This window comes from Gimesia sp. (genome assembly GCF_048260065.1).
Lineage (GTDB): Bacteria > Planctomycetota > Planctomycetia > Planctomycetales > Planctomycetaceae > Gimesia.
The window spans coordinates 342,457-365,101 of record NZ_JBLXHC010000002.1; the positions used below are offsets into that span (position 1 = coordinate 342,457).

Consider the following 22,645-nt stretch of genomic DNA (forward strand, 5'->3'; position numbering starts at 1 on the left):
CTTATAACTATTATAGAATGATCGACGTCCGTGATGGTATGAATGTTCCTGAATTTTCAGGGAGATTCTATTTTCCCCGAATTTCCTTTTTCGATCTGAACAATGTCCGTAAAGGCAGTTAAACCAGACCTTTATGCTTCCTGAAGAACCATTCTGCACTCAGCAGTAGAATGAAGCAAAGCAGGAAGTACCAGTTGTCCCAGAGGGATACCCGGCGGTACCGGGTCAGGTCATTGTTCCATAACTTTTCTTTGTTCATCCGCGTCAGAAAACTTTCCAGTTCTTCCGGCGGCAGGGAACTGCCTCCAGAGAGTGAGGCGATGGATTCCAGCAGGGAATAGTCGGCGGCCGGGTTGTCCAGTTCCAGATCACGCGGATCGACAATGAAACGGGTGGTTGCATCAAAGCCGAGTGTGTTTCCATTTTTGTCTGCACGGACCGTGACCCAGTAATCACCGGGTTCCTGGGTTTGGGAAAATGTGGTTGTGGAAGTTCCAGTGGTTCCCTGGATTTCCGTCTTGCTGGTTTTGCCGGAAGGTCCCTTCACCTGGACTGTGAATTGAACATCGGAAATGGGTTTTCCTTTATCATCCCGGGCTCCAAACTGTATGGGGACCTGGCTGCCAGGGGCGACATTTCGCGGTTCGACGCGTGCCCAGACACTCTGATCAGATTCGTTTTCTTTATGAGCCAGCCAGAGAATCATTTGTCTCCAGAATCGCTCGTGCTCACTGCGATTCCCACTCAGGAACCACTGAAACGTCGTGTCTCCGGCGAATGCCATCACACGTGCATTTCCCACATCGGAGGCAAACAACAGAGGAATGGCTTCATTTCCAGCAGATTCCGCCAGGACCTCCACGGTTTCAAATTTCTTCCGGAGACGATTGGCTCCCTTGAGCGGAGCCAGCGCGTTCCATTTTTGCCGATTTCCCTCACGGGAGCTGTCCAACTGCATCACATAACGTTGCAGTCCAAGTGAGGTGGGGACCATTTTCAGATCCTCTAAATAGTGCAGATCTTTCGCGATTGCATTTCCGACCTGTTTTTCGCTGGCACGCATGACGACCGGAATCAGACTCTCCAGGGGAGTATTCGCGTAACCTCCCGGTCCAAAACTATGATATCCGCCCGTCATCAGCAGTCCGGCTCCCTGTTCGACTCGATCGGCAATTTTTCGAAGGACCGTTGGTCCCAGAATGTCGGCTGGAACATCTCCAATGAGAAAGACATCGTAGCGGGAGAGGTCTTTGAGATCCGCATTGACCGGATTTTTACTGCCGGAAAAACCATTGCCGACCGGAATATAGTCCAGCTGTATTTTGGGGTCGTTCATCGACCGGATGAATTTCTGCTCCGGTCGCAGAGAGTCAAAATAAACAACCTGAATACCCCCTTTCTGGACAGTCACAATGGTTTCCAGTCGATTGTTGGTCTGCTTGATTTCACCTTCCAGGGGAACCGCTTCCACCGCGATTTTATATTCGCCGGGAATTTCCGGGGTCCAGAAGAGTTCCACCGTGCTCAGTTCATTGTTCTGAGTCGGGTGGATCTGGGTTGCGACCCGGGAATTGCCGTAGGCTGTTGCGGGTACCATTTTGCCCGCTTCCCCTTTTTTGATTCCGGTACGGTCTTCCACCAGCAGGCGTACGGTGATATCGCGATTGGCCGCTCCCAGGCTGCGGACTTTGACCGTGATGGGGGTGTTCTTTTTCTCGAAAACCAGCGGGTCAATAATGAGGCTCTCCATGACCAGATCCAAAGTGGTGTCCTGGAGACTGGAAGAACCAAAGCCGACTGTATAAATGGGAATGCCGGTGTCACCGAAGTAGCTGGCCTGGGCTTTGGCATCAACGTCATAGGGAGGGAGTGTTCGTTCTGCGCCATCGGAGAGCAGCAGGATTCCTGCCAGGCGGTCCTGCTGTAACTGACTGGAAATCATTTCCAGGGCATAGCCGATGGCCGTCTGTTCTCCGGCAGCTTGCTCGGAAAAAGTTTCGACGGGAACCAGTTCGGTAGAGAAATCAAAACGACGAATGCCGATATTTTCGTCAAGATTATCGAGTACAGGTTTGACGGTTTGCAGTGTTTTCAATAATTCATTACGGCGGGTCACGCTGCCCGGCCCATCCTCTGTCTGCATACTGCGACTGGCGTCTGCGACGATGTACAGCCACGACTTCTGTTTCGTTTGATCACTGAATTCAATCGAGGGACGCAGCAACATGAAAGCCAGCAGCAACACTGTTGTTAACCGTAAACCAATCAACAGTCGACGCACTGCGGATGAGAAATGCCTGACACGTCTGGGGTATGTCGTCAGAACCAGTGCGATCAAGCCGATGATCAGCAGGATCATCGTTGGCCAGGACCAGATTGGTTCTAATATCGGTTGCATGTGATGTCAGTATAATCAATAAAACAGAATGGAATCAGGCTCAAATTCAGGAAGTCGTTTCGGCTGACTGATCGATTTCATAGAAATAGTTTGCAGTAAAGTGTTCGAGGCAGAACAGCAGCAGCAGCAGGGTTGCCAGTAAGGGGAAGATTTCCACGCCGAGCCGACCGGTTCGAATCGTGCGTTTCAATCCTTCCATGTCGTGAGTCAGGCTGTAACGATCGGCTCCCAGAAACTGATCCAGTTCGTTTTCAGAAATGGGGGTAAAGTTACTTTCTGCCGGATTGATGTTTACGCTGAAACCACTGGAAGAACGGGTACTGTCACTGGAATTGTCGATCAGCTGGTAATGGCCAATAGCAGTCGTTTCCGGGATCGTGATCTGCTGGGCCCCTGCTTTTACCTGAATTAGCAGTTGTTTTAAATCAGGGGTTCTTAATAGAAACGTTTCGGGTCTGATGGCAGACGCAGGCCATTGATAACTGGCAATTTCACCAGCAAGATAATTCGCACGATTTGATCGCGTGTGAATCAGGTAGCGGGTTAACTGGTCTGCGAATGCCAGATAAGACCAGCGTGCGTACAGAAGCTGACTCCAGCCAGCCGAATCGACACCGGTGGTCAAAACAACGACTTTCCCCTGCCCAAGGTTACGTTCGATGATTGCGGGAGAGTTTCTGGAATCGGTATATGTTGCGATCACCTGCCCTTTGTCGGTCGGTTCGACGCGCCAGTAGCGGGAGACTTCCATTGTTGAAAGTTCTCCCGTTCCTCCCAGTTCCTGGAAATAGGCAAACAGTGAATGAGGATTGTTTTCCAGATCGAGAAATTCCGGAGGGATGAATTTGAGAGATCCCAGTAATTCCAGCGGGAGTAGTTTTTGTGCTGCCAGTGAATTGAAGGAGACGATCATCGATTCCGGCGCGTCCCCGTCGCTTCCCAGAATGAAGCAGATTCCGCCGCCATTCTCCGCATATTCAGCACACAGTCGCCAGGCGGTCGGGGGCAGCGCGGTGACGTTAATCAGATAGACGGCTGCGAATTGTTCCAGTGGCGTCGATTCCAGTTCGTTGAGCGAAACGACGTTACAGCTATAGCGATTTTTCTTTAATGCGACGAGTTTCTCCGGTGCCAATGCTGCCTGCCAGAGTTGGGCAGAAGCAGGATCGGGACTGACGATCAAAATTTCGGGAGGCGGTTCCGCCAGAATCGTAAAATAGCGGACATCGTCGGGAAGGTACGGATCGGAAGAGGTGAGCCGAAGCTCGCCTTGTGTGGTTTTCTGGCTGATATTGGCCAGACTCATTTCCAGTTGTGTTTCCTGATTTGATTTTGTGGCAGGCTGGGAATCGGAATTTGCATCAGACGCACCTGTCGTTGACAGGAGACGCTGGTCGCGTTTGATTAACTGACCTTTCTCATTTTGCGTATAAAGTTCCAGGGTTGTATTTTCAGTCGTAATTCCAGAGCTCACGATCTCTGCTTTGACCGTTACGGAATTGCCCAGCGTGATGGATTCGCGCGAGAGATTGATGTGTGAAATGCCGATGTTTTTCGGGTTGGACACACCCACGTCGATGACATAAATGCCCAGCCATTTGAGTCGTTCCAGCTGCTGCCTGATCGATTGGGTTGGCTGACTTCTCCAGGCAGAACGTGCCAGATCTGTGTAAATATATATTTCCCGGACAAACTGATCTGCACCTGCAGACTGAGTTCCAGCGGGCTGTTCTGCGGACTGGCTGCGCTTGAAATCTTCCTCCTGACGATTGATGGCGGCGCGGAGACGATCATCCAGATACAGGGAGAAGGCGGATGTTTTCAGTGATTTGATTCGAGACTGGACTGCTGTCAGGTCGGACTGAAAGGGAAAGTTATCTTCGCTGCTGCTATGCATGACAGAGACTCTGCTCTGGGCAGGCAAGTTGCTTAAATGCTCATCAGCAATGGTTCTGGCCTGATCGAGGCGAGAGAGACTGTCCTGGCGATAATCCATACTGAGACTGGTATCAAACAGGAAGACTGCAGTAACCGGAATGTTCTCAGCTACCGCGGGTAGCGGTTCCGAAATTTCTGCGAAGATCCGTCTCTGGTAAGGCCATAAAACCAGAAGTGCCACCAGCAGAAAGGCGGCTGCACCGATGCCACCTCTTAAAAAAGTGCGACGTGTATTCAGCGTCTGCTGAGAAACTCGTTGTTTCTGATAGTGACGCATCAGTCCCAGGTAGGCGAAAACAGCGACCAGGCTGATGATGATGAGCATGGTCAGTTCGTAGGTCGAAAAACCATAGTTAGCCGGGGGGAGAGATGGTCTGGTCAATGCGAGCACAATCGCAACGATTACCAGGATTCGCAGCAACAGCAGCCAGAAATGACGAAGCTTGAGGCGTCGAGAGTTCTGGATTTTTTTACGTTGCAGAAGTGCCAGTGCCGGAAAGATCAGTTTCTTTGGTTTTGAGCGGAGCAGAAAATGTAAAATCACCGGGATTATTGCCAGAACGATTCCAAGTAATAAACCGGGGTGAATGAGTGACATATATGAAAAATCTATTGGAGAGATTGAGTGGTGAATCAAACGGCCCTGTCGGTAATCCGTTATCTTCCCGGATCCAGATTTACTGTGTCGTCTCCAATACCATCTGGGCTGTGTTTAATAGAATGAGAGAGTCTTTTGAAAAATGTGATACGATCTCGCATCTGATCTGCAGACTAGATCGCATCACATTTAACTATCGCGTCTCACAATCCAATATACTCGGTCCAAATGACCCTGGAAACGCTACAATAAAACTGGACACGGTCTAGAAGCTTGTACTTTCAGACGGGCCTGTTGAAGCTGAGTTAACGAACTCTACGGTTTCCAGGCTATAGTCCATCTGTTCTTTGAGTTTTGATTCACGAGCAATATTTTTAGGGATTACCAGCAAAATTACTACCTGACGATCTCCTGATTCGGTCAGGTAGATCTGAAGCTGGTAGGGAACTCCGTCGATCGGCATTTCAGGTTCAAAGATGCCCACACTAAAGGATTTGGGATTGGAATACCCTTTCCCTTTAGGAAAGCGTTCCGTTTGAAAATTTTCCGGATTCAGGAACAAATCAAATGTGTTGGCAATCTGAGTATTAACATTGTTGAAAAAATTGAGTGCGTCTTCTTTCTGCTTTTCCTGTAACAGAGCATGATTACTCAGTACATACAGGTACGCGGGACGCTCAGCGCTATCATTTTCAAGATCGACGGGAACTTCAGTTCGCCATGCACCCTCCAGTCCAGGCAGTACCAGGTCTGCATAGTCGGGTTGTCTGGGATCAATCGTAGGTGTGGGTTCTGGCGCTGGAGACTCTGATTCGTCTGTTGCTGCAGGGGCAGGAACATTCGGGGCTTCCATCTGCTGAAACTCGAGAGGCGCTCTCATTTTGATTGTGGGCGAAGTCCAGACACCTGAAAGTGCCTGATTACGAGTATCCACGTAGGCAAAATACTGAGATGTTTCATTCAACCGCTTTTCATAAGTTTCTGTGCCACAACCATGCAGCAGTGGCAACATGATCGACAGGAGCAGTATTTGGGCAGTACCTCTGAAATGTCCCAGATCAAATTTGAATGAAGTGTCCTGCATGCTCAATTTCATGTCCCATTTTAAGAATTAATGGCTGATAGATTGAAAACTGTTTCCGAAGTCTGAATGGCACTGTCACTCACTTTGACCGACCGATTCGATTGCCTGCACCTGGAAGCCGACCCTGAAACTGCAAACCTGTCCTGGTGCAGACTCAAGTGGTCCAGAGTATGACGCAATCTGAAGTCGATAGCCCTTTTTTACCAGTCACTTAATGATATTGTTGATGATACAGGAGGGAACGTCAACTTCGATCATTTTGTGTACAGAAGTTTTTAATTTTCGGCACGAAATCGGATTTCGCCGGAAACAATGACGACTTCTGCCCTGCCTTGCAGTTCTTTTCCGAGAAACGGTGTATTTTGACTGGATGATTTGAGGAGAGCAGGTTCGAGAATGTAACGAATATCCGGATTAATCAGGGTGATATCGGCGTCTGCGCCCTCTGCGAGCGTCCCCTTCGCAAGTCCCAGAATCTGAGCGGGACCAATTGTGAGTTTGGCGATCAATTCAGACCAGGAAAGGTGACCGGGAGTGATCAGGCTCTGCAGACAGACCGGCAGAAGCGTCTCCAGGCCGATAATGCCGAAATCGGCTCCCAGGATTTCATCGGTTTTCTTTTCCGCGGCATGGGGAGTATGATCGGAGCAGATCGCGTCAATGGTGCCATCCTTTAAGCCTTCAATCAATGCGTCGATGTGATCCTGTGAGCGAAGTGGAGGCAGAACCTTATAATTCGGATCGTATGACTCCAGCATCTGGTCGGTCAGTGCCAGATGGTGTGGAGTGACATCAGCTGAGACACGGATTCCCGCCGTTTTGGCGCGACGAATCTGGGAGACACTGTTCTGAGTGGAGATGCACATCAGGTGGATTCGCCCCTGTGTCAGTTCTGCCAGCGCAATATCCCGGTTGACCATGATTTCCTCTGCAGCGGCCGGGATACCTTTGAGGCCCAGAACCGTTGAATGGAAGCCTTCATGCATCTGTCCCTTGTCGGTCAGTTCCGTAACTTGAGGCCGATTCAGAATCGGTCGGTCAAACATGCGGGTGTATTCCAGCGCACATCTCATGATCTGGGCATCATCGATCGGTCGGTCAGCATCTGTAAAACCGACGGCTTTTCCCGCGACCAGCTGACCAATTTCCGCCAGTTCTTTCCCTTCATTATTTTTTGTGATGGCACCCAGCGGGTACACATGACAGTTCGCGGCGCGTTCTGCCTGGAGCAGGATGAACTCAGCGGAGGAGCGATCGTCAACCACGGGTGATGTATTAGGCAGACATCCCAGGGAAGTCACACCGCCGGCTAAGGCAGCAGCGGTTCCCGACTCAATCGTTTCGTCTTCTTCAAAGCCGGGTTCGCAGAGCGAGACATGAATATCAATGAATCCCGGGCTGACGATCAGTCCGGTGGCGTCAATGATTTCGTCAGCAGAGACAGTCGCCTCACACAGTCCGGTAATCTTCCCGTTTTCAATTAACAGGTTTCCCGTCTGGTCCAGATTTTGTGAAGGGTCGATGATGCGACCATTTTTGATGAGAATCGATTTCATCCTGGTGTTCCCAAGGAGGCAGTTCGCTGCAGGTGGAGCAGATAGAGGCAGGCCATGCGAATGATCAGTCCATTACTGACCTGGCCTAATATGACTGAATGAGGACCGTCGGCCACATCAGGAGTAATTTCGACCCCCCGGTTGATGGGACCCGGCGCGAGAATCAGTACATTCTCTTTGGCTTTGTTAATGCGCTGTTTGTTCATTCCAAAGAGGTGAGCGTATTCCCGGATGGAAGGGAAAAAGTGTCCCCGCTGTCGTTCAAACTGAATACGTAACAGGTTCAGACAGTCCGTTCGAGGGAGTACGTCGTCCAGGTTACTGGAGACTTCTACTCCCAGCTTTGAGATCTCACTGGGAATCAAGGTGGTGGGGCCGCAGACAATTACGTGTGCCCCGAGTTTTTTCAGCCCCCAGATATTGGAACGGGCTACGCGGCTGTGCAGGATGTCGCCGACCAGCGTGACCGTCAGCCCCTCAATTTTGCCGAAGTGTTCCCGAATCGTGAAGATATCAAGCAATGCCTGGGTGGGATGTTCGTGTGTACCATCGCCGGCGTTCAGGATGTTGGCATCCAGGTGTTGTGCCAGCAGTTGCGGAGCGCCCGGTGTTTTATGTCTGACGACGACGTAAGAAACGCCCATCGCTTCGATTGTTTTGGCGGTATCGACAAAGCTCTCGCCTTTGGAGAGGCTGCTGCCGGAAGCAGAAAAGTCGACTGTGTCGGCACTGAGACGTTTGGCAGCCAGTCCAAAACTGATTCGAGTTCGAGTCGAAGGTTCAAAGAACAGATTGGCGACCACGGTGCCAGCCAATGGTGTTAATTTGGTTTCCCCAATCGTGGCCAGCCGCTTAAACTCTGCCGCCTGATTGAGAATGATGTTGAGTTCATCCCGAGTGAGGTCCTGCAGTCCTAAAATATGCTTACGGTTCCATCCGCGGGAGATGTCGGTTCGATACTCATGGTCGATATTCATAGTCGCATCAGATTAGAGTAGGTACGTATTTCAACCCGGGTGACGTCAGTTGCGTACAGACCCCGATCGAAGGTTGTTATCACAGGACTGGTAGAGATATTACCAAGCCCCCCTGCTCCCTTCAAGGAGATCGCGCGGAGAACTGCGACTCAACGGCTTACTTTTCGAGGGATTTCAGACTGGCGAGAAAGTCTGGAAATAATTCTGGCTGAATACCCGGCGGTTGGGCCGATTTACGTGGCACTTGAGCCGCGGTAACCAGAGAGTCTGCGGGGCGGAGACTTATTTCAGCCGCATATTGAAATTCTCCCGTGGAGAGGCCTTCAATCATCATATTGTCTGTACTGAGTTCTTCGAGTGGCTGTCCGGGGGACTCCTGCCAGCCAGCGATCAGAATGTTGGAAGAAGCAACCGAGCCTTCCCCCATCAGTCCGACCGATGAGAGCCAGTTTTTAGGTGGCTTTGATCCCTGCACCTGTATCAGAGCAGACTGGGACAGTTCAAACACACAGTCTCGGGCTTCTATCTGAATGGCTCCAGGAATCTGAAGCTGATCGGACCAGTTCAATAACAGGAGTGGCCCCGTTTCCCGCATGGTCAGATGTTGCAGGTTGAGGTTTAACTGCTGGTCAATTTCCGGCGGGTGTTCCAGATAGAGCAGTGAGCGTGAAGTGAGGTTCAGGCAATTAGCGAGTGAAATACTCTGAGGTGTTTGAGATACATGTATCGCGTGCCTGGGAACAGCAAAAATCGTATTTTGAAATGTCAGATTGGTCCCGTTTCGTTGTTGGGGATCCAATGGTTTCCAATACAAGGCACTACGGATCTGGTTCGAGCCGGTATTTGCACCTGCTTCCAGTTGTGCAAAATAACAGGAGTGGAGTTTGACGTTTTGGGCAGTCACGTTTAGCAGGGCGTGATTCGTTTGTGCTGTTGAATGGGGGGCGCTGGTTCGATTGATAAATATCACATTTTCCACACTCAGCTGTTCAGCGACCACTTGAAATGAATCTTCTTTGACTTCAATGATCGCAGGATGTGCCGGATCCCCCTTGAGGGTAAGAGGTCCGATAGTGGTAATACTGGTTGATTCGTACACAGTATCCGCCTTCAATCGGATGACCCCCTGTTCGTCGGGAGCCGGGATCAACGTGAGAACGGAAGCCTCTGTTTGGTTTTCGCTGGGCTGAGTGCCGGGGGGCGTAGAGGGATTCTGGTCAGTCTGGTTGAAGGAAACTCTGGAAGTGATTTTCAGCAGCTGGGTTCGGGCTCCTTCATCCAGCAGTGTGTACGATAGTCCGGAGAGTACAAAAATCAGCGCGGCGATCAGAGGTAATCGGCCTGGTTTCTCTGATTTCAGGTCGGGTTCAACGCGGGAAGTCTGGTGCTGAAAGGAATCGTGGAATCTGGTGAGGAGATTTCGTGAGGTTGTTCCGGGCCAGAGTTTTTGCGCCGCCTGCATATTAGAGGGACGCTGCCCGGGATCAGCAGCCGTGAAGCGAATCAAAGCTTCGGCCAGTCCTGCAGGTGTTTCGGGAGCCCAACTACGGATGTCGGGCACGGATTTTGTCTGATGGCAGGCCAGTTTGGCCAGTGGATCACCTGTCGTAAAGGGAGGGCGTCCCGCGAGTAATTCCCAGAGCAAACATCCCAGAGCATACAGATCACTTTGCGTATCGGGATGGCGACCGGTGCCGATCAGTTCTGGAGCGATACCATCATAACAACGCGGTGGTAATGCGGCGTGAATGGTCAGCTCAGGAGAGAGGATGGGGGCCAGACCGGGATCGACGAGGGCAGCATTCCCCCTGGCAGTCAGACGGACATTCCAGGGACGAATATCGCCGTGTACGACTTTTCGCTGCTCGATCAATACCAGTGCCTCCAGCAGTTGCGCACCAATAGCCAGAACCACGGGGACCGGAAACCGTCCCCGGCGGATCAGCAGTTCTGACACAGGAACGGATGGCAGGTAATGACTGACAATCACAAACTGTTGGGGAAGTTGTTTAATGACCCGTGGTAATACCAGCGAGGGGTGATGCAGTCCCTGTAATCGCTGCAGCAGATCTTGAAAGTGTTTCTGTAACTGCTGAGGTTGATCGGTTTGGGGAGTCGTGATTTTCAGAGCACATTGTTCTGTACTCTCTGGAACCCTGGCGATATAGGTGTGGGACTGGGGAGAATGTCCCAGTTCCGAGATCAGCAGATACGGTCCTACAGCCAGTTGCTCCGGGTGTCCCGATTCCAGCACGCGTGCCTGGAAAGGAGTGATTTTCTGTGCCTGAACCAGTGCGTCTATCCAGACAGAGTCGAATGCGGGAATGCCACGTGCCAGTTTACGTACACGGCTCCGACAGCGTCTCACATCAGCTGTGGTACAAAGCTTGAGCTTTGTTAATCGATGTAATAATTCCGGAGACGGTGGTTCGAGCAACGTGACGAAATCCTTTTCCACAACGTTTTGGCGAGGAAGAGACCTCGAGCACGATTTATATTTCTGTATTGAGTCCGATCAGCCTAATAGACTGTGTCCAGTTTTACTGTAGCGTCTCCAGGTCCATTTGGACCGAGTATCATAGATTGAGCGACGTAATGGTAAAATGTGATGCGATCTAGAAAATGAGTTATGGCAAAATTTACAATATTTGGCAAGAGTGATCTTTAGCTTTGAGCAAGGTTGAAAATCCTTCCAGAGAGCATTTCAGAAACCAGGTCGATCAGATATAAATGCAGCAGCCTCGATACCGATATCTGGACAAAAGTGTAATTCTCGTAAGGCCTTTAACAGATGTATGTGCTGCTGATTGGTAATCTGACTCCGGAAATGGAATCCGTTTCGAACTCCGTCAGAGAAATCTGCAGCGAAGCCCGGATCCTGGAAATAACCAGCATCAATCTGATCCCGACTGTTAATATAAATCCGGATCTGATCATCGTTTGTCAGAACTGGCCTGATGAGTATGGCCCTCATATTTTAGACGAGCTTGTCAGCCGTTTTCCATTGAGTCGTTTTGTCTGCTGCTATGGAGTCTGGTGTGAATCTGATGGCAGAACGCGATCAACCTGGCCGTTCAGTATTCGTGTACCCGCCCGCAGCGCTGCTTCCCGGATTCAAAGAGAAATGGAAATAATTGAGTCAAACGCTCAGATTTTTCCCCTGACCGCCGGGCGTGATGAAATCTTTCTCTGGGAATCATCGACTGTACCACTGCGTCTGGATGGAGAAGGAATTGCACCGCGTATCTGTGTGTTTTCTGGCGACAGTCAGTATCGCTGCATGCTGGAAGACCAGATCAGAGGCTGGGGAGGAGAGATTGTGAGAGCCTCGCTCCAGGACACAGCTGATGCCATTGTGTATGACCTGGACCCCTGGGAATCCGTTCTGGATCAATTAATTAACAGGACGCTGATTGCGCCAGTCATTGGCGTCATGGGGCTGGCACACCCGGAGGTGATCGTTGCGGCAAAGCTCTGGGGAGCACGCAAAGTGGTAACAAAGCTTGCTCCCGAAGCAGAGCTGTTTCACGCAATTCGCAGTGTCTGTGAATTCAGGGAGCATCAGCCGGGAGACTGCTGACTTTCAGGTCTTTGAAGTTCAGATCGGTTGTGGGATCATGCCCCTGCAGGCTGATATGTCCCGCTTCCAGTCTCAGGCCTTTACGAGGATTTTCATCGGGCTTTCTGGTGTCGGTCCAGTCGGTCACCTGATAGCCGTCAATCCAGACTGCAATATGAGGACCATAGGCGGAGAGTGTGGTGGTGAACCATTCGTGATCGTTGGTCACCACGCGTCTGGCTTCGGTTCTTCGGAATATGGCACCTGTTCCTGCGTTTTCAGGTTTGGTCCGGTCTCCCTCTTTGATTCCATTATGAATCTGAACTTCGTAGCCATTGGCCATCCCTTTTTCCGAGCCTTTGATCGCACGGAAAAAGTAACCACTGTTGAGGGATTCGCCATTGGACTTTGCTGTTGCCTGAAACAGGAAGTCTCCCCAGGTCTCTTCTGTTTCCAGATAGCCCTGTTTTTCAGCTGTGACATGAATAGTGCTGTCGACGACTTCAAATGTACTCTGCGAACCAGGGACAACGTTCCAGCCTGCCAGATCGACCCCGTTAAAAATAGTCGACATCCGGAGTGGTTTCAGATAGATTTTGCGAAATTCGATGGCTCCTTCATTTTTCTGCAGTCCGATGAAACCGATTTTTCGCAGATTCTCTGAAGCATCATTAAAATTCAGAACCTCTTTGCCATTGATGCTGGCTTTGATTTTTGAACCTTCCAGATGTACTTCACAGGTTTGCCATTCGGAACTGGCGGGAACCGGTTTTTCGATCTTACTGCGGGCGACCAGGCTGCCGGTTGGAAATTCGGTTTTCTGATCACACAGATTCAGTTCGTAGCAGTCCTTGCTGGGATCTTTGGGATCAAATGTGGTTCTCAGAAACATGCCACTGTTTGTTTCGGGGGTCAGTTTGAACTCGAATTTCAGTTCGTAGTCTGCAAACGGAGATGTGGTGAGCAGTAGTCCTGGTTCTCCCTTGTCTGCTTTAATCACACCTTCTTTGACATGCCAGTTGACATCATTATTGGGTTTCCAGCCAAACAGACTATGACCATCGAAGAGTGCGATCCAGCCGGATTCAATCTCTTCAGCAGTCAAGCCTGTCTCGGGAATCACATTGCCCGCTGGTTCTTTGGCCTGTGGGGGTGTTTTAGCAACTTCACCGGGCTGGGGTTCCGCATGAGACTTTGCTTCCGGGGAAGGATGTTCCACTTTGAGGCAGCCTGCCAGTGCTAACGGAAAAAGTGTGATTAAAACCAGACAGGCACATGATTTTTGCAGCATCTTTTCTCTCCCCAAAATGAGATAATCAAACAGTATTTTTCTGTTTGACCTCTTAGTTTTCCGTCATACCCCAGCGTAGAAATGCTTCCAGGAAACCATCGAGATCGCCATCCAGAATGGGGCCAGGGTTCCCTGCTTTATACCCAGTACGAGCATCTTTGACGTACTGATCGGGGTGCAGAACATAATTCCGAACCGTCTGGCCGCCAAAGCCGATCTTTGACTTACCACCCCGTTTCGCAGCCAGTTCCGCATCACGTTTTTCCTGTTCGATCTGGAACAGTTTGGCTTTCAGCATTTTCCGGGCTTCCGCACGGTTCTTGTGCTGACTGCGATTGTTCTGACATTGCACCACAACACCTGATTCGAGATGGGTCAGGCGGATAGCAGAATCCGTTTTATTGATGTGCTGCCCCCCTGCTCCACTGGCACGATAGGTGTCTTCGCGCACATCCTGGTCCCAGTTAATTTCAATCTCTGCAATTTCACCCATGTCCGGTGAAACATCAATTGCGGCAAAGGATGTATGACGACGCCCGGCTGAGTCAAACGGACTGATCCGAATTAAACGGTGGTTACCGGTCTCTCCTTTGAGATAACCATAGGCGTAGTCCCCTTCAATTCGAATGGTTGCGCTGCGGATGCCTGCTTCTTCTGCATCGGAACGATCCAGCAGTTCTACATTGAATCCTCTGCGTTCACACCAGCGTAAATACATGCGGAGCAGCATCTCTGCCCAGTCAGAAGAGTCGGTGCCTCCTTCTCCTGCCTGAATGCTCAGGTAGGCAGCGGAACCATCTTCGGGAGCGGACATCATCGCCTGAAGTTCGAGATGCTCCAGGGTTGATTCGAGCCGTTCGGCAGTGGCAGCGAGCTCCGGGATGCTGTCTTCGCTGCCTTCTTCCTCAATGAACTCCATCAGCACTTCAAGATCCTCTGCGCCTTCAACGAGCTGGTTGAGCGGTTTGACAATCAGTTGAATCTGCTGCATTTCGTTGACGAGCCCCTGTGCCTTTTCCTGGTTGTCCCAGAAGCCGGCAGCTCCCATGAGCTCATTGATTTCCGCAGCACGTTTTTTTTTGTCAGCGTAGTCAAAGAGAGTCTCGTAGTTTAACGATGCGATCCATGATTCCTGTGCATTTCTCTTTGAGTTCGTGGTCCATTATTCCGTTCTTTCTGAATGTTCCTGATCACTTAGTTTCAGGAACCATGCTGCTTATTAAATCTGGTTTGATGATGCGCTGAGTTTTCAGCTACTGTTTTAAAGTACTGAGCCCGATACCGATGTAATCAAAGCCCTTTTGTTTCATTTTTGCAGGCTCATACAGGTTCCGCCCGTCAAAGATGACGGAATTTGACAGTTTATGCAGGATATAATCGAAATCCGCATTCCGAAATTCATTCCATTCAGTGACGATGATCAGGGCATCAGCTCCCTGCAGAGTATCATAGTGATGGTCGAAATAAGCAAGCTGATCACCATAAATTTCTTTGACATTATCCATGGCAACCGGATCGTGGACTTTCAGTTGTGCACCGGCCTCCAAAAGTTGATCAATCAAAACCAGTGCAGGTGCTTCACGAATATCATCCGTTTTCGGTTTGAAAGCGAGCCCCCAGATTGCAAAGGTCTTACCCTGCAGTTCGCCTTTAAAATAGTGGTTCACTTTTTCAAATAATACTTTTTTCTGAGCGGTGTTGACCTGATCAACGGCATTCAGAATGGATGGCTCCATCTGCTGATTTTTGGCAACAGAAATCAGTGCAGAGACATCTTTGGGAAAACAGGAGCCCCCATAGCCAACTCCGGGAAACAGGAAGGAGAAACCAATCCGCTGATCATGGCCGATCCCCCGTCTCACCTGATTGATATCGGCCCCCACGCGTTCACAAAGGTTTGCCATTTCGTTGATGAAACTGATTTTCGTTGCCAGCATGCAGTTTGCCACGTATTTGGTCATTTCCGCACTTTCCAGTTCCATGGAGAGGAATGGATTTTCGGTACGCAGAAAAGGCTTATACAGTTCGTGCAGTGTGTCTGAGATTTCAGGACGGGATACCCCGACGACAACACGGTCTGGTTTGGAAAAATCATCAATGGCGGCCCCCTCTTTCAGGAATTCCGGATTGGAGGCGACATCAACGACTCTGCCAGTCAGTTTCTGAAGCATTTCAGCGAGTTTGCGGTTGGTTCCTACCGGAACCGTACTTTTGATAATGACGATCGAGTCTTCAGCCAGGAGAGGGGCAAGCGATTCGGCAACTTTCCAGATGCTCTGGAGATTGGCTGATCCATCTTCCTGTTGTGGAGTTCCCACCGCAATAAAAATACACTTGGCCTCAGGAATGGCCTCATCGTAACTGGTTGTGAATAAAAGCCGTCTTGCTTTTGAGTTACGTTTCACCATTTCTTCGAGTCCAGGCTCAAAGATGGGAATCTCCCCCTCGTTCAGTCTCTGAACTTTCTTCTCGTCGATGTCAATACAGGTAACATGATTCCCGCTTTCAGCAAAACAAGTACCTGTCACCAGTCCCACGTAGCCAGTACCAATTACAGCAATTTTCATTTTATTCTCGTTTTGATAAATTGAGTTACAGAATGCAGAATTTCGGTCAGGCGGTTCTAATCGCTACATACTTCGTGATATCAGCGATTATGAATTTAAGCGGTTGCCATATTGCTGGTCGTAGTATTTCATATACTGTCCCGAGCGAATTCGATTGACCCACTCTGGGTTATCAAGATACCACTGAACTGTATCTTTCAAGCCTGTGTCAAAGTTGGTCTCAGGCTTCCAGCCTAATTCTGCTTCTGCTTTGCTGCAGTCAATTGCATAGCGTAAATCATGCCCTGGGCGGTCCGTGACATATTTGATTAATGATTCCGGTTTCCCGAGGATACTCAATAACAGTCTGGTGATCTCGATGTTCTGCATCTCTGCATTACCACCGAAGTTGTAGACTTGACCGGTTTCTCCTTTCCTTAAAGCTGCATCAATCCCGCGACAATGGTCAATGACATGAATCCAGTCTCTGACATTTGTTCCTTCACCGTAAATGGGCAGTGATTTATCTTCCTGAGCATTGGAGATAAATAGCGGGATCAGTTTTTCCGGAAACTGATAAGGGCCATAGTTGTTGGAACAGCGAGTGATGATAGCGGGGAAGTCAAACGTTTTAATATAACTTCTTACTAACAGGTCAGCAGAGGCCTTCGAGGCGGAATATGGGCTGTTGGGAGCAATCGGAGTTTTTTCCGTGAATAACCCCTCTGCTCCCAGGCTGCCATAAACCTCATCGGTTGAAACCTGCACATACCGACTGATGTTTCGACTGCGTGCTGCATCCAGAAGCACTTGGGTTCCTACTATATTAGTATGAACAAAGGGGCTGGAATCAAGGATACTGCGATCCACATGTGACTCGGCAGCGAAGTTAATCACTGCATCGAAATCATTGGAATTGAACAGCGAGTTTACAAAGTCCGCGTCTGTGATATCCCCTTTGACAAAGGTATATCCGGAGTGGGACTCGTACTCTTTCAGATTTTCCAGATTCCCGGCGTAAGTTAACTTATCGAGGTTGGTTACCGAAATGTCCGGGTATTCTGAGAGTTGGTATCGGATGAAATTTGAACCGATAAATCCACAGCCTCCAGTCACTAAAATCTGTTTCATTAGAGTATCCATTCTTCTGAAAGAAAAAAAATTCAGGGCTCGCAGCACAGACTGAAATCATTCGATTTCATCAGTTGAGCTCTCAGTATCTGTCGTTGGTTGAATATTATTTTCGGGAGCGCTGATCGGGGCCTCATTCTCAGATTCGTCAACAATTTCCGCAGGGATTCTAGCCAGCGAGACCAGTTTGTCATTGGCATCAAGTGTGATGACCCGGACTCCCTGAGTGTTTCGACCGACCTGACTGATCTCACAGCCTCTGACCCGTTGGATTTTCCCGCTTGTCGTTACCATCAGGACTTCATCATCTTCCGCTACCGGAATAATATCGACGGCTTTGCCATTACGTGCTGAAGTCCGGATATCTCGAATTCCTTTTCCGCCACGTCTCTGACGACGATAATGCATTCCGCTGCGGGTTTCCTGCTCATCATCGCCGTTTTCGTCCGAGTCAGCATCTGATTCTGCAGTCAGTTCCTCTTCATTTTCCGGAACTTCCTCTTCGTTTTCTTCGGCAGCAGGGATAAAGCCAAACGGAGTTCGTTTTCCGTAGCCATTTTCGCAGACTGTCAGCAGGCAGGTTTCCGGATCGGCGATAACCATACCGATGACATGACCCGACTTGGAAAGCTTAATGCCTTTCACACCACGCGTATTTCGTCCCATGCTACGGGCATCTGACTGGGCAAATCGAATGGCCATACCATCGGAAGTTGCCAGCAGCAGATCTTCTCCTGGTGAAACAATCAATGCTTCTACCAGCTCGTCGTCTTCATCCAGCTTGATCGCAATGATGCCCCCCTTCTGCGGACGCGAGTAAGCAGAAAGCGGGGATTTTTTAATGATCCCGTTCCGTGTTGCCATCACCAGGAAGCGTTCTTCATCAAATTCCCGGACAGCGACACAATTCGAAACAGCTTCGTCTTCCTGAAGTGAGAGCAGGTTGACGAGTGCACGCCCCTTGGCTGTGCGTCCCTGAAGCGGAAGGTCATAGACCTTCGACCAGTAAACACGGCCTCGATTTGTGATGAACAACAGGTAGGAGTGCGTGCTGGCGACAAACAGGTGCTGAATGGGATCTTCTTCATCTGTTTTCGCCCCTTTGACCCCTTTACCACCTCGGTTTTGTGCCTGGTAGGTATTCAGTTGGGTTCGTTTGATATAACCCCGCTGGGACAAAGTCACAACCATTGGTTCTTCTGTGATCAGGTCATCGCGATTGACATCGGTCAGCTCATCATCAGTAATATCAGTACGTCGTTTGTCCGAATACTTCTGCTGAAGCAGCAGCATGTCTTCCCGGATGACAGCACGGATGTGGTCTTCATCCGACAGCAGATACAGATATTCGGAGATGGCTTTGAGGAGTTCCTGGTGTTCGCCACTCAGTTTTTCCCGTTCGAGATTCGCCAGCGAACCGAGCTGCATCGAGACAATGGCTTCTGCCTGATTGGCTGACAGCGAATAATATTCGTGAACGCCCTGTTCATTCTGATATTCTTTGAAACCATCTTCACCTAATGCGCGTTCGATCAGTTTTCCGTCGACCTGCAGGCCCTGCAGGCTGATTTTTGCCTCTGCACGGCTGGGGGAGTTTCGAATGGTCTTGATCACTTCATCGATGTCAATCTGAGCAATCATCAACCCTTCAACGGTATGTTTTCGTTTGCGGGCTTCGGCAAGCAGGAATTCAGTACGACGGCGGATCACATCGATTCGATGCAGAATGAACTGTTGAATCAGTTCTTTGATCGAAAGGGTCTCAGGCCGGTTTCCGACCAGCGCCAGTAAAATGATACTGAAAGTGCTCTGCAGCGGGGAGAACTTAAAGAGCTGTGCCAGAACCACTTCTTTGTCTGCATCCCGTTTCAGGATAATCTGCAGATGTACTTTCCAGGGAGGGACATTTCTGTCCGTTAAGTCGACAATGCGGGAAATCCCTTTCACCCGGTCGTCGCGGACCAGCGTTTCGAGTTTCTCTCGAATGCGGTCCCGTGTTTCCATATATGGAATTTCGGTCACGACGATCACGTCGGATTGTTTTTCGGTTTCGAAATGAGTTCGTGCCCGGAGTGTGATGGTGGAACGACCTGTCGCATAACCTTTGCGAATGCCATAACGTCCACAGATAATTCCCCCTGTAGGGAAGTCGGGACCAGGCATCACCTGCAGAATATCATCGATGGTCGCTTCAGGGTTATCGATCAGTAAGGTGATGGCCTCACAGGCTTCTCCCAGGTTCTGAGGTGGGATGCTGGTGGCCATACCAACGGCAATCCCGCTGGAACCATTTACCAGCAGATTGGGAAATTTCGATGGTAGAACAACAGGTTCATCATTCCGCTGGTCGTACGTCGGGACGAAGTCAACCGTGTTCCGATTAATGTCGTCCAGCATTTCTGCGGCGACAGATGAAAGTCTGGCTTCGGTATAACGCATGGCTGCGGGAGGCAGGCCAGCCAGAGAACCGAAGTTGCCCTGTTTGTCGATCAGGACATTACGCATCACCCAGTCCTGCCCCAGTCGGACCAGAGTCGGGTAAATAGATCCGTCCCCGTGAGGGTGATAGTTACCGCTGGTGTCACCCGAAATCTTTGCGCATTTTACCCTTGATGAACTTGCTCCCAGGTTCAAATCATTCATGGCGACAAGAATACGGCGCTGCGATGGTTTCAGCCCATCCCGTGCGTCCGGAAGTGCGCGACTGATAATCACACTCATCGCGTACGTGAGGTAGCTGTCACGCATTTCATCCTGGATGTCCAGGTATTTGATATTCTTATCAATATTCGGTTCTTCGCCGTTGTCGCTAGCCAATCCTTGTTCTCCTTAAGGAAATGAACTACTGATTTATGTCTGATCTGGATTATTTGATCGGTTTTATTAAGCGGAGTGGTCAGAAACGACAGGTGCTAATTGAAGGTACTGGATGCTCCATCCCGACACTCTTCAACTGGTTGAGAAAGGATACTGCTTTCCATGCTGTAACGTTCAAGTCCACTCGCTGAATTGCAAGTTGTTTTTTGGTCAAAACAGGGGTTGAAAACTGCCCGAAACGTTACAGAATTCAAGTCTGTCAGACATTCTCAAATTGTAGTAGGAAAGACATGATTTCACAACTAATAAACCCCCTGAATTTTGGTGTCTTCCAAGGGAGAAAAACCTTGGTTTTCAATAAGTTACGTTCTGAGAATTGTCATTGAGAGCCGGCCCTCAATTGCATAGAATAGAAGCGGTGTTGTAAGCCGTTCCCAGAGCCATTCTGTGCCTGATTTTTTCCGCCTGAGTTATTTATCAAAGACATTGTTTCCATGAATGAGTCAGATCCTCCAGAGAACGCTCAAAATACTGGCGATGTTCGATCTTCAGGGGAACTGAATCCGGGAAATCAGGGATCTGAAACCGGAACGACAGATAAAACACTGGTTCAGTCACCTGAAGAACGTGCCCGGGCAGCTGATCTCAGCAAAGATCGGCAACTGCTGCCTGCCAAAGTTCCCGGCTACCTTCTGATGCGATCTCTGGGAGAAGGCTCTTATGGATCTGTCTGGCTGGCTCAGGAAGAAAATACGGGAAAATATGTGGCGATCAAATTTTATACTTATCGCCGAGGCCTGGACTGGTCGCTGTTGAACCGAGAAGTCGAAAAACTAGCCGAGTTATATACGTCCCGGCACATTATCAGTCTTCAGGGAGTAGGCTGGAACAGCGATCCTCCGTATTACATGATGGAGTATCTGGAGAACGGGTCCCTTGCTTCTTTTCTGGAAGCGGGACCTTTACCGGTCTCGGAAGCGGTTCGAATCGCCAAAACGGTTCTGCTGGCTCTGGTACATGCGCATGGCAGAGGTATTCTGCATTGCGACCTGAAGCCGGCCAATATTCTTCTGGATGCGAATTTTGAACCTCGTCTGTGTGATTTTGGCCAGTCGCGACTCTCAGATGAACAAAGTCCTTCTCTGGGAACTTTATATTATATGGCACCGGAGCAGGCCGATTTGCAGGCCGTTCCTGATTCCCGCTGGGACGTTTATGCCCTGGGGGCGCTGCTGTATCACATGTTATCCGGAAACGCGCCTTATCGTACCGCAGAGAATGAGCAGAAAATTCGCAGCCTGAATACGCTTGAAGAAAAATTAGCGGCTTATCGGGAACTGATTCAGAATTCTCCCCGACCGGCAGAGCACCGCAAGGTTTCTGGTGTCGATCGGAGACTGATCGATATTGTGGACCGGTGTCTTGAGACAGATCCCCAAAATCGCTTTCCCAACGCACAGGCAGTTCTGACGAGTCTTGTCCAGAGAGAAAAGCAACGGGCACGTCGACCTCTGATTGCTCTGGGGATTATTGCCCCGCTGTTATTGATTATCGGGCTGATTCCGGTGGCAGGTGCTGCCGTCAATCAGATGGTCTCACAGTTTCGGAAAAACCTGACACAACGGGCTCTGAAAAGCGATTCAATCTCAGCAAATTTTCTGTCCCAGTATATGGAGCGGGATCTGCAGGATCGCAAGGATCAACTGATTGATCTGTCAGAGCGAACTCTACTGCGGTCCCTGATGCAGGGAGACGTGGAGGAGGATGGGGAAGTCAAAAACAGATATCCGGAATTATTTGCGTATTTGATGCAGGAAAAAACTCTGATCGATGAAAAACGAGCCGCCCTGGATCGTGAACAGGATACAAGCTGGTTTCTCACTGATGCGAAGGGAACCCAAATCTGGCGCGATCCTTCCGGACCCACCATCGGACAGGACTTTTCCTATCGCGACTATTTTCACGGTCATGGTACCGAGTACGACAAAGACGACATTCCTGACGGAATCGAGCCGATCGAAGAGCCTTATATCTGTCAGGTCTTTAAGAGCGATGCGACACATCAGTGGATGGTTGCGATAGCGGTACCAGTCTGGGATCTCAAACATGAAAAGGTGCTCGGAGTGTTATCGCGTACGACTCATCTGGCTCAGTTATTGTCCGGCTTTGATGAAAGTCTCAGCGAAGATTCGGAAAATCTGGGTGACCGAAAGATTGCTTTGATCGATAGTCGTGACGGCAAGATGCTGGCGCACCCCCGGATGACTTCTGACACTCTGAAAAGTCTGAGTCGTGATGAAGTAGGTCAACTGGTTCTGTCTAAAAATGATTTCGAACAAATCCAGGCGTTAGAGCGAAGTCAGAAGAAAGATCAGACTGGGCATGTCACTGCTATGGTAGATCATTATCAGGATCCTGTAGAAGCTGTTTTATCCGGGGACGACAAAAATAACGTCTGGCTGGCGGCATTTTCTCCTATTGGAACGACTGGCTGGACTGCAGTCGTCCAGGAACGTCGCAGCATGGCTTTGAAACCGGTTGCTGAAATGCGCAACTGGTTAATTCAGTATGGATTTATTGTTCTGATAACAAGTTGTCTGCTGATTTTTACCGTCTGGTATTTTGTGATGCGGGTACTTACCGAACGTCGAATCTGGGACTGGTCCCGGCATCACAATGAAAAGCGTTCTGAGCAGGGATCAACCACATCCAGTTGGCCCGGGCAACAGCAGAGTTAAACAATTTTTTAT

Annotated in this window: 13 protein-coding genes; 2 read left to right on the forward strand and 11 right to left on the reverse strand. The window is 49.8% G+C overall.

Features of this window, described 5'->3' with window-relative positions; all coding sequences use genetic code 11:
* Nucleotides 1-118 precede the first annotated feature (118 nt).
* The 6 genes from ACN0YN_RS04420 to ACN0YN_RS04445 form a co-directional block, all read right to left on the reverse strand.
* A complete protein-coding gene (locus tag ACN0YN_RS04420) occupies nt 119-2,398 on the reverse strand; it encodes a glutamine amidotransferase (RefSeq protein WP_417383778.1) in 2,280 nt (759 codons plus the stop codon).
* A gap of 46 nt (nt 2,399-2,444) precedes the next feature.
* Nucleotides 2,445-4,934 (reverse strand): BatA domain-containing protein, encoded by a 2,490-nt coding sequence (locus ACN0YN_RS04425; RefSeq protein WP_417383779.1) that lies wholly within the window; start codon nt 4,932-4,934, stop codon nt 2,445-2,447.
* Nucleotides 4,935-5,199: 265 nt separating this feature from the next.
* Nucleotides 5,200-6,018, reverse strand: coding sequence for a hypothetical protein (locus ACN0YN_RS04430; protein WP_417383780.1), 819 nt, complete (start codon nt 6,016-6,018; stop codon nt 5,200-5,202).
* A 275-nt stretch (nt 6,019-6,293) separates the two neighbouring features.
* Nucleotides 6,294-7,574, reverse strand: coding sequence for a dihydroorotase (locus ACN0YN_RS04435; RefSeq protein ID WP_417383781.1), 1,281 nt, complete (start codon nt 7,572-7,574; stop codon nt 6,294-6,296).
* Nucleotides 7,571-8,551 (reverse strand): aspartate carbamoyltransferase catalytic subunit, encoded by a 981-nt coding sequence (locus ACN0YN_RS04440; protein ID WP_417383782.1) that lies wholly within the window; start codon nt 8,549-8,551, stop codon nt 7,571-7,573. The genes ACN0YN_RS04435 and ACN0YN_RS04440 overlap by 4 nt, the downstream gene beginning before the upstream one ends.
* Before the next feature lie 157 nt (nt 8,552-8,708).
* A complete protein-coding gene (locus ACN0YN_RS04445) occupies nt 8,709-10,988 on the reverse strand; it encodes a serine/threonine protein kinase (RefSeq protein ID WP_417383783.1) in 2,280 nt (759 codons plus the stop codon).
* A 354-nt stretch (nt 10,989-11,342) separates the two neighbouring features.
* Between ACN0YN_RS04445 and ACN0YN_RS04450 the strand changes: the two genes are divergently transcribed.
* A complete protein-coding gene (locus ACN0YN_RS04450) occupies nt 11,343-12,131 on the forward strand; it encodes a hypothetical protein (protein WP_417383784.1) in 789 nt (262 codons plus the stop codon).
* Here the strand turns inward: ACN0YN_RS04450 and ACN0YN_RS04455 are convergent.
* From ACN0YN_RS04455 to gyrA, 5 genes are all read right to left on the reverse strand, one after another.
* The gene (locus ACN0YN_RS04455; RefSeq protein ID WP_417383785.1) at nt 12,103-13,401 is read right to left on the reverse strand and encodes a 3-keto-disaccharide hydrolase; all 1,299 of its coding nucleotides are present in this window, start codon (nt 13,399-13,401) and stop codon (nt 12,103-12,105) included. The two genes, ACN0YN_RS04450 and ACN0YN_RS04455, sit on opposite strands and share 29 nt — an antisense overlap.
* A 52-nt stretch (nt 13,402-13,453) precedes the next feature.
* Nucleotides 13,454-14,564, reverse strand: a protein-coding gene (gene prfB / locus ACN0YN_RS04460) for a peptide chain release factor 2 (RefSeq protein ID WP_417383786.1) whose coding sequence is annotated in 2 segments (ribosomal slippage) — nt 13,454-14,494 and nt 14,496-14,564 — 1,110 coding nt in all. Because the reading frame shifts where the segments join, the coding sequence is not laid out codon by codon here.
* A 90-nt stretch (nt 14,565-14,654) separates the two neighbouring features.
* Complete coding sequence (locus ACN0YN_RS04465; RefSeq protein WP_417383787.1) at nt 14,655-15,968, reverse strand: UDP-glucose dehydrogenase family protein; 1,314 nt, start codon at nt 15,966-15,968, stop codon at nt 14,655-14,657.
* 87 nt (nt 15,969-16,055) lie between these two features.
* On the reverse strand, nt 16,056-17,078 hold the full coding sequence (rfbB, locus tag ACN0YN_RS04470) for a dTDP-glucose 4,6-dehydratase (RefSeq protein ID WP_417383788.1): 1,023 nt from the start codon (nt 17,076-17,078) through the stop codon (nt 16,056-16,058).
* A gap of 57 nt (nt 17,079-17,135) precedes the next feature.
* Nucleotides 17,136-19,895 carry a DNA gyrase subunit A gene (gene gyrA, locus ACN0YN_RS04475; protein WP_417383789.1) on the reverse strand — a complete coding sequence of 920 codons (2,760 nt, stop codon included), beginning with the start codon at nt 19,893-19,895 and terminating at the stop codon, nt 17,136-17,138.
* Between the two features lie 494 nt (nt 19,896-20,389).
* Here gyrA and ACN0YN_RS04480 point away from each other — a divergent pair, with 494 nt between their 5' ends.
* A complete protein-coding gene (locus ACN0YN_RS04480) occupies nt 20,390-22,633 on the forward strand; it encodes a serine/threonine protein kinase (protein WP_417383790.1) in 2,244 nt (747 codons plus the stop codon).
* Nucleotides 22,634-22,645 lie beyond the last annotated feature (12 nt).

Bases quoted from the DNA above. Each gene is read 5' to 3' on its own strand.
- ACN0YN_RS04440 (WP_417383782.1), bottom strand. From the start codon at position 8,551: ATGAATATCGACCATGAGTATCGAACCGACATCTCCCGCGGATGGAAC.
- ACN0YN_RS04435 (WP_417383781.1), bottom strand. From the start codon at position 7,574: ATGAAATCGATTCTCATCAAAAATGGTCGCATCATCGACCCTTCACAA.
- ACN0YN_RS04425 (WP_417383779.1), bottom strand. From the start codon at position 4,934: ATGTCACTCATTCACCCCGGTTTATTACTTGGAATCGTTCTGGCAATA.
- ACN0YN_RS04480 (WP_417383790.1), top strand. From the start codon at position 20,390: ATGAATGAGTCAGATCCTCCAGAGAACGCTCAAAATACTGGCGATGTT.
- ACN0YN_RS04455 (WP_417383785.1), bottom strand. From the start codon at position 13,401: ATGCTGCAAAAATCATGTGCCTGTCTGGTTTTAATCACACTTTTTCCG.
- ACN0YN_RS04465 (WP_417383787.1), bottom strand. From the start codon at position 15,968: ATGAAAATTGCTGTAATTGGTACTGGCTACGTGGGACTGGTGACAGGT.
- rfbB (WP_417383788.1), bottom strand. From the start codon at position 17,078: ATGAAACAGATTTTAGTGACTGGAGGCTGTGGATTTATCGGTTCAAAT.
- ACN0YN_RS04430 (WP_417383780.1), bottom strand. From the start codon at position 6,018: ATGCAGGACACTTCATTCAAATTTGATCTGGGACATTTCAGAGGTACT.
- ACN0YN_RS04420 (WP_417383778.1), bottom strand. From the start codon at position 2,398: ATGCAACCGATATTAGAACCAATCTGGTCCTGGCCAACGATGATCCTG.
- ACN0YN_RS04450 (WP_417383784.1), top strand. From the start codon at position 11,343: ATGTATGTGCTGCTGATTGGTAATCTGACTCCGGAAATGGAATCCGTT.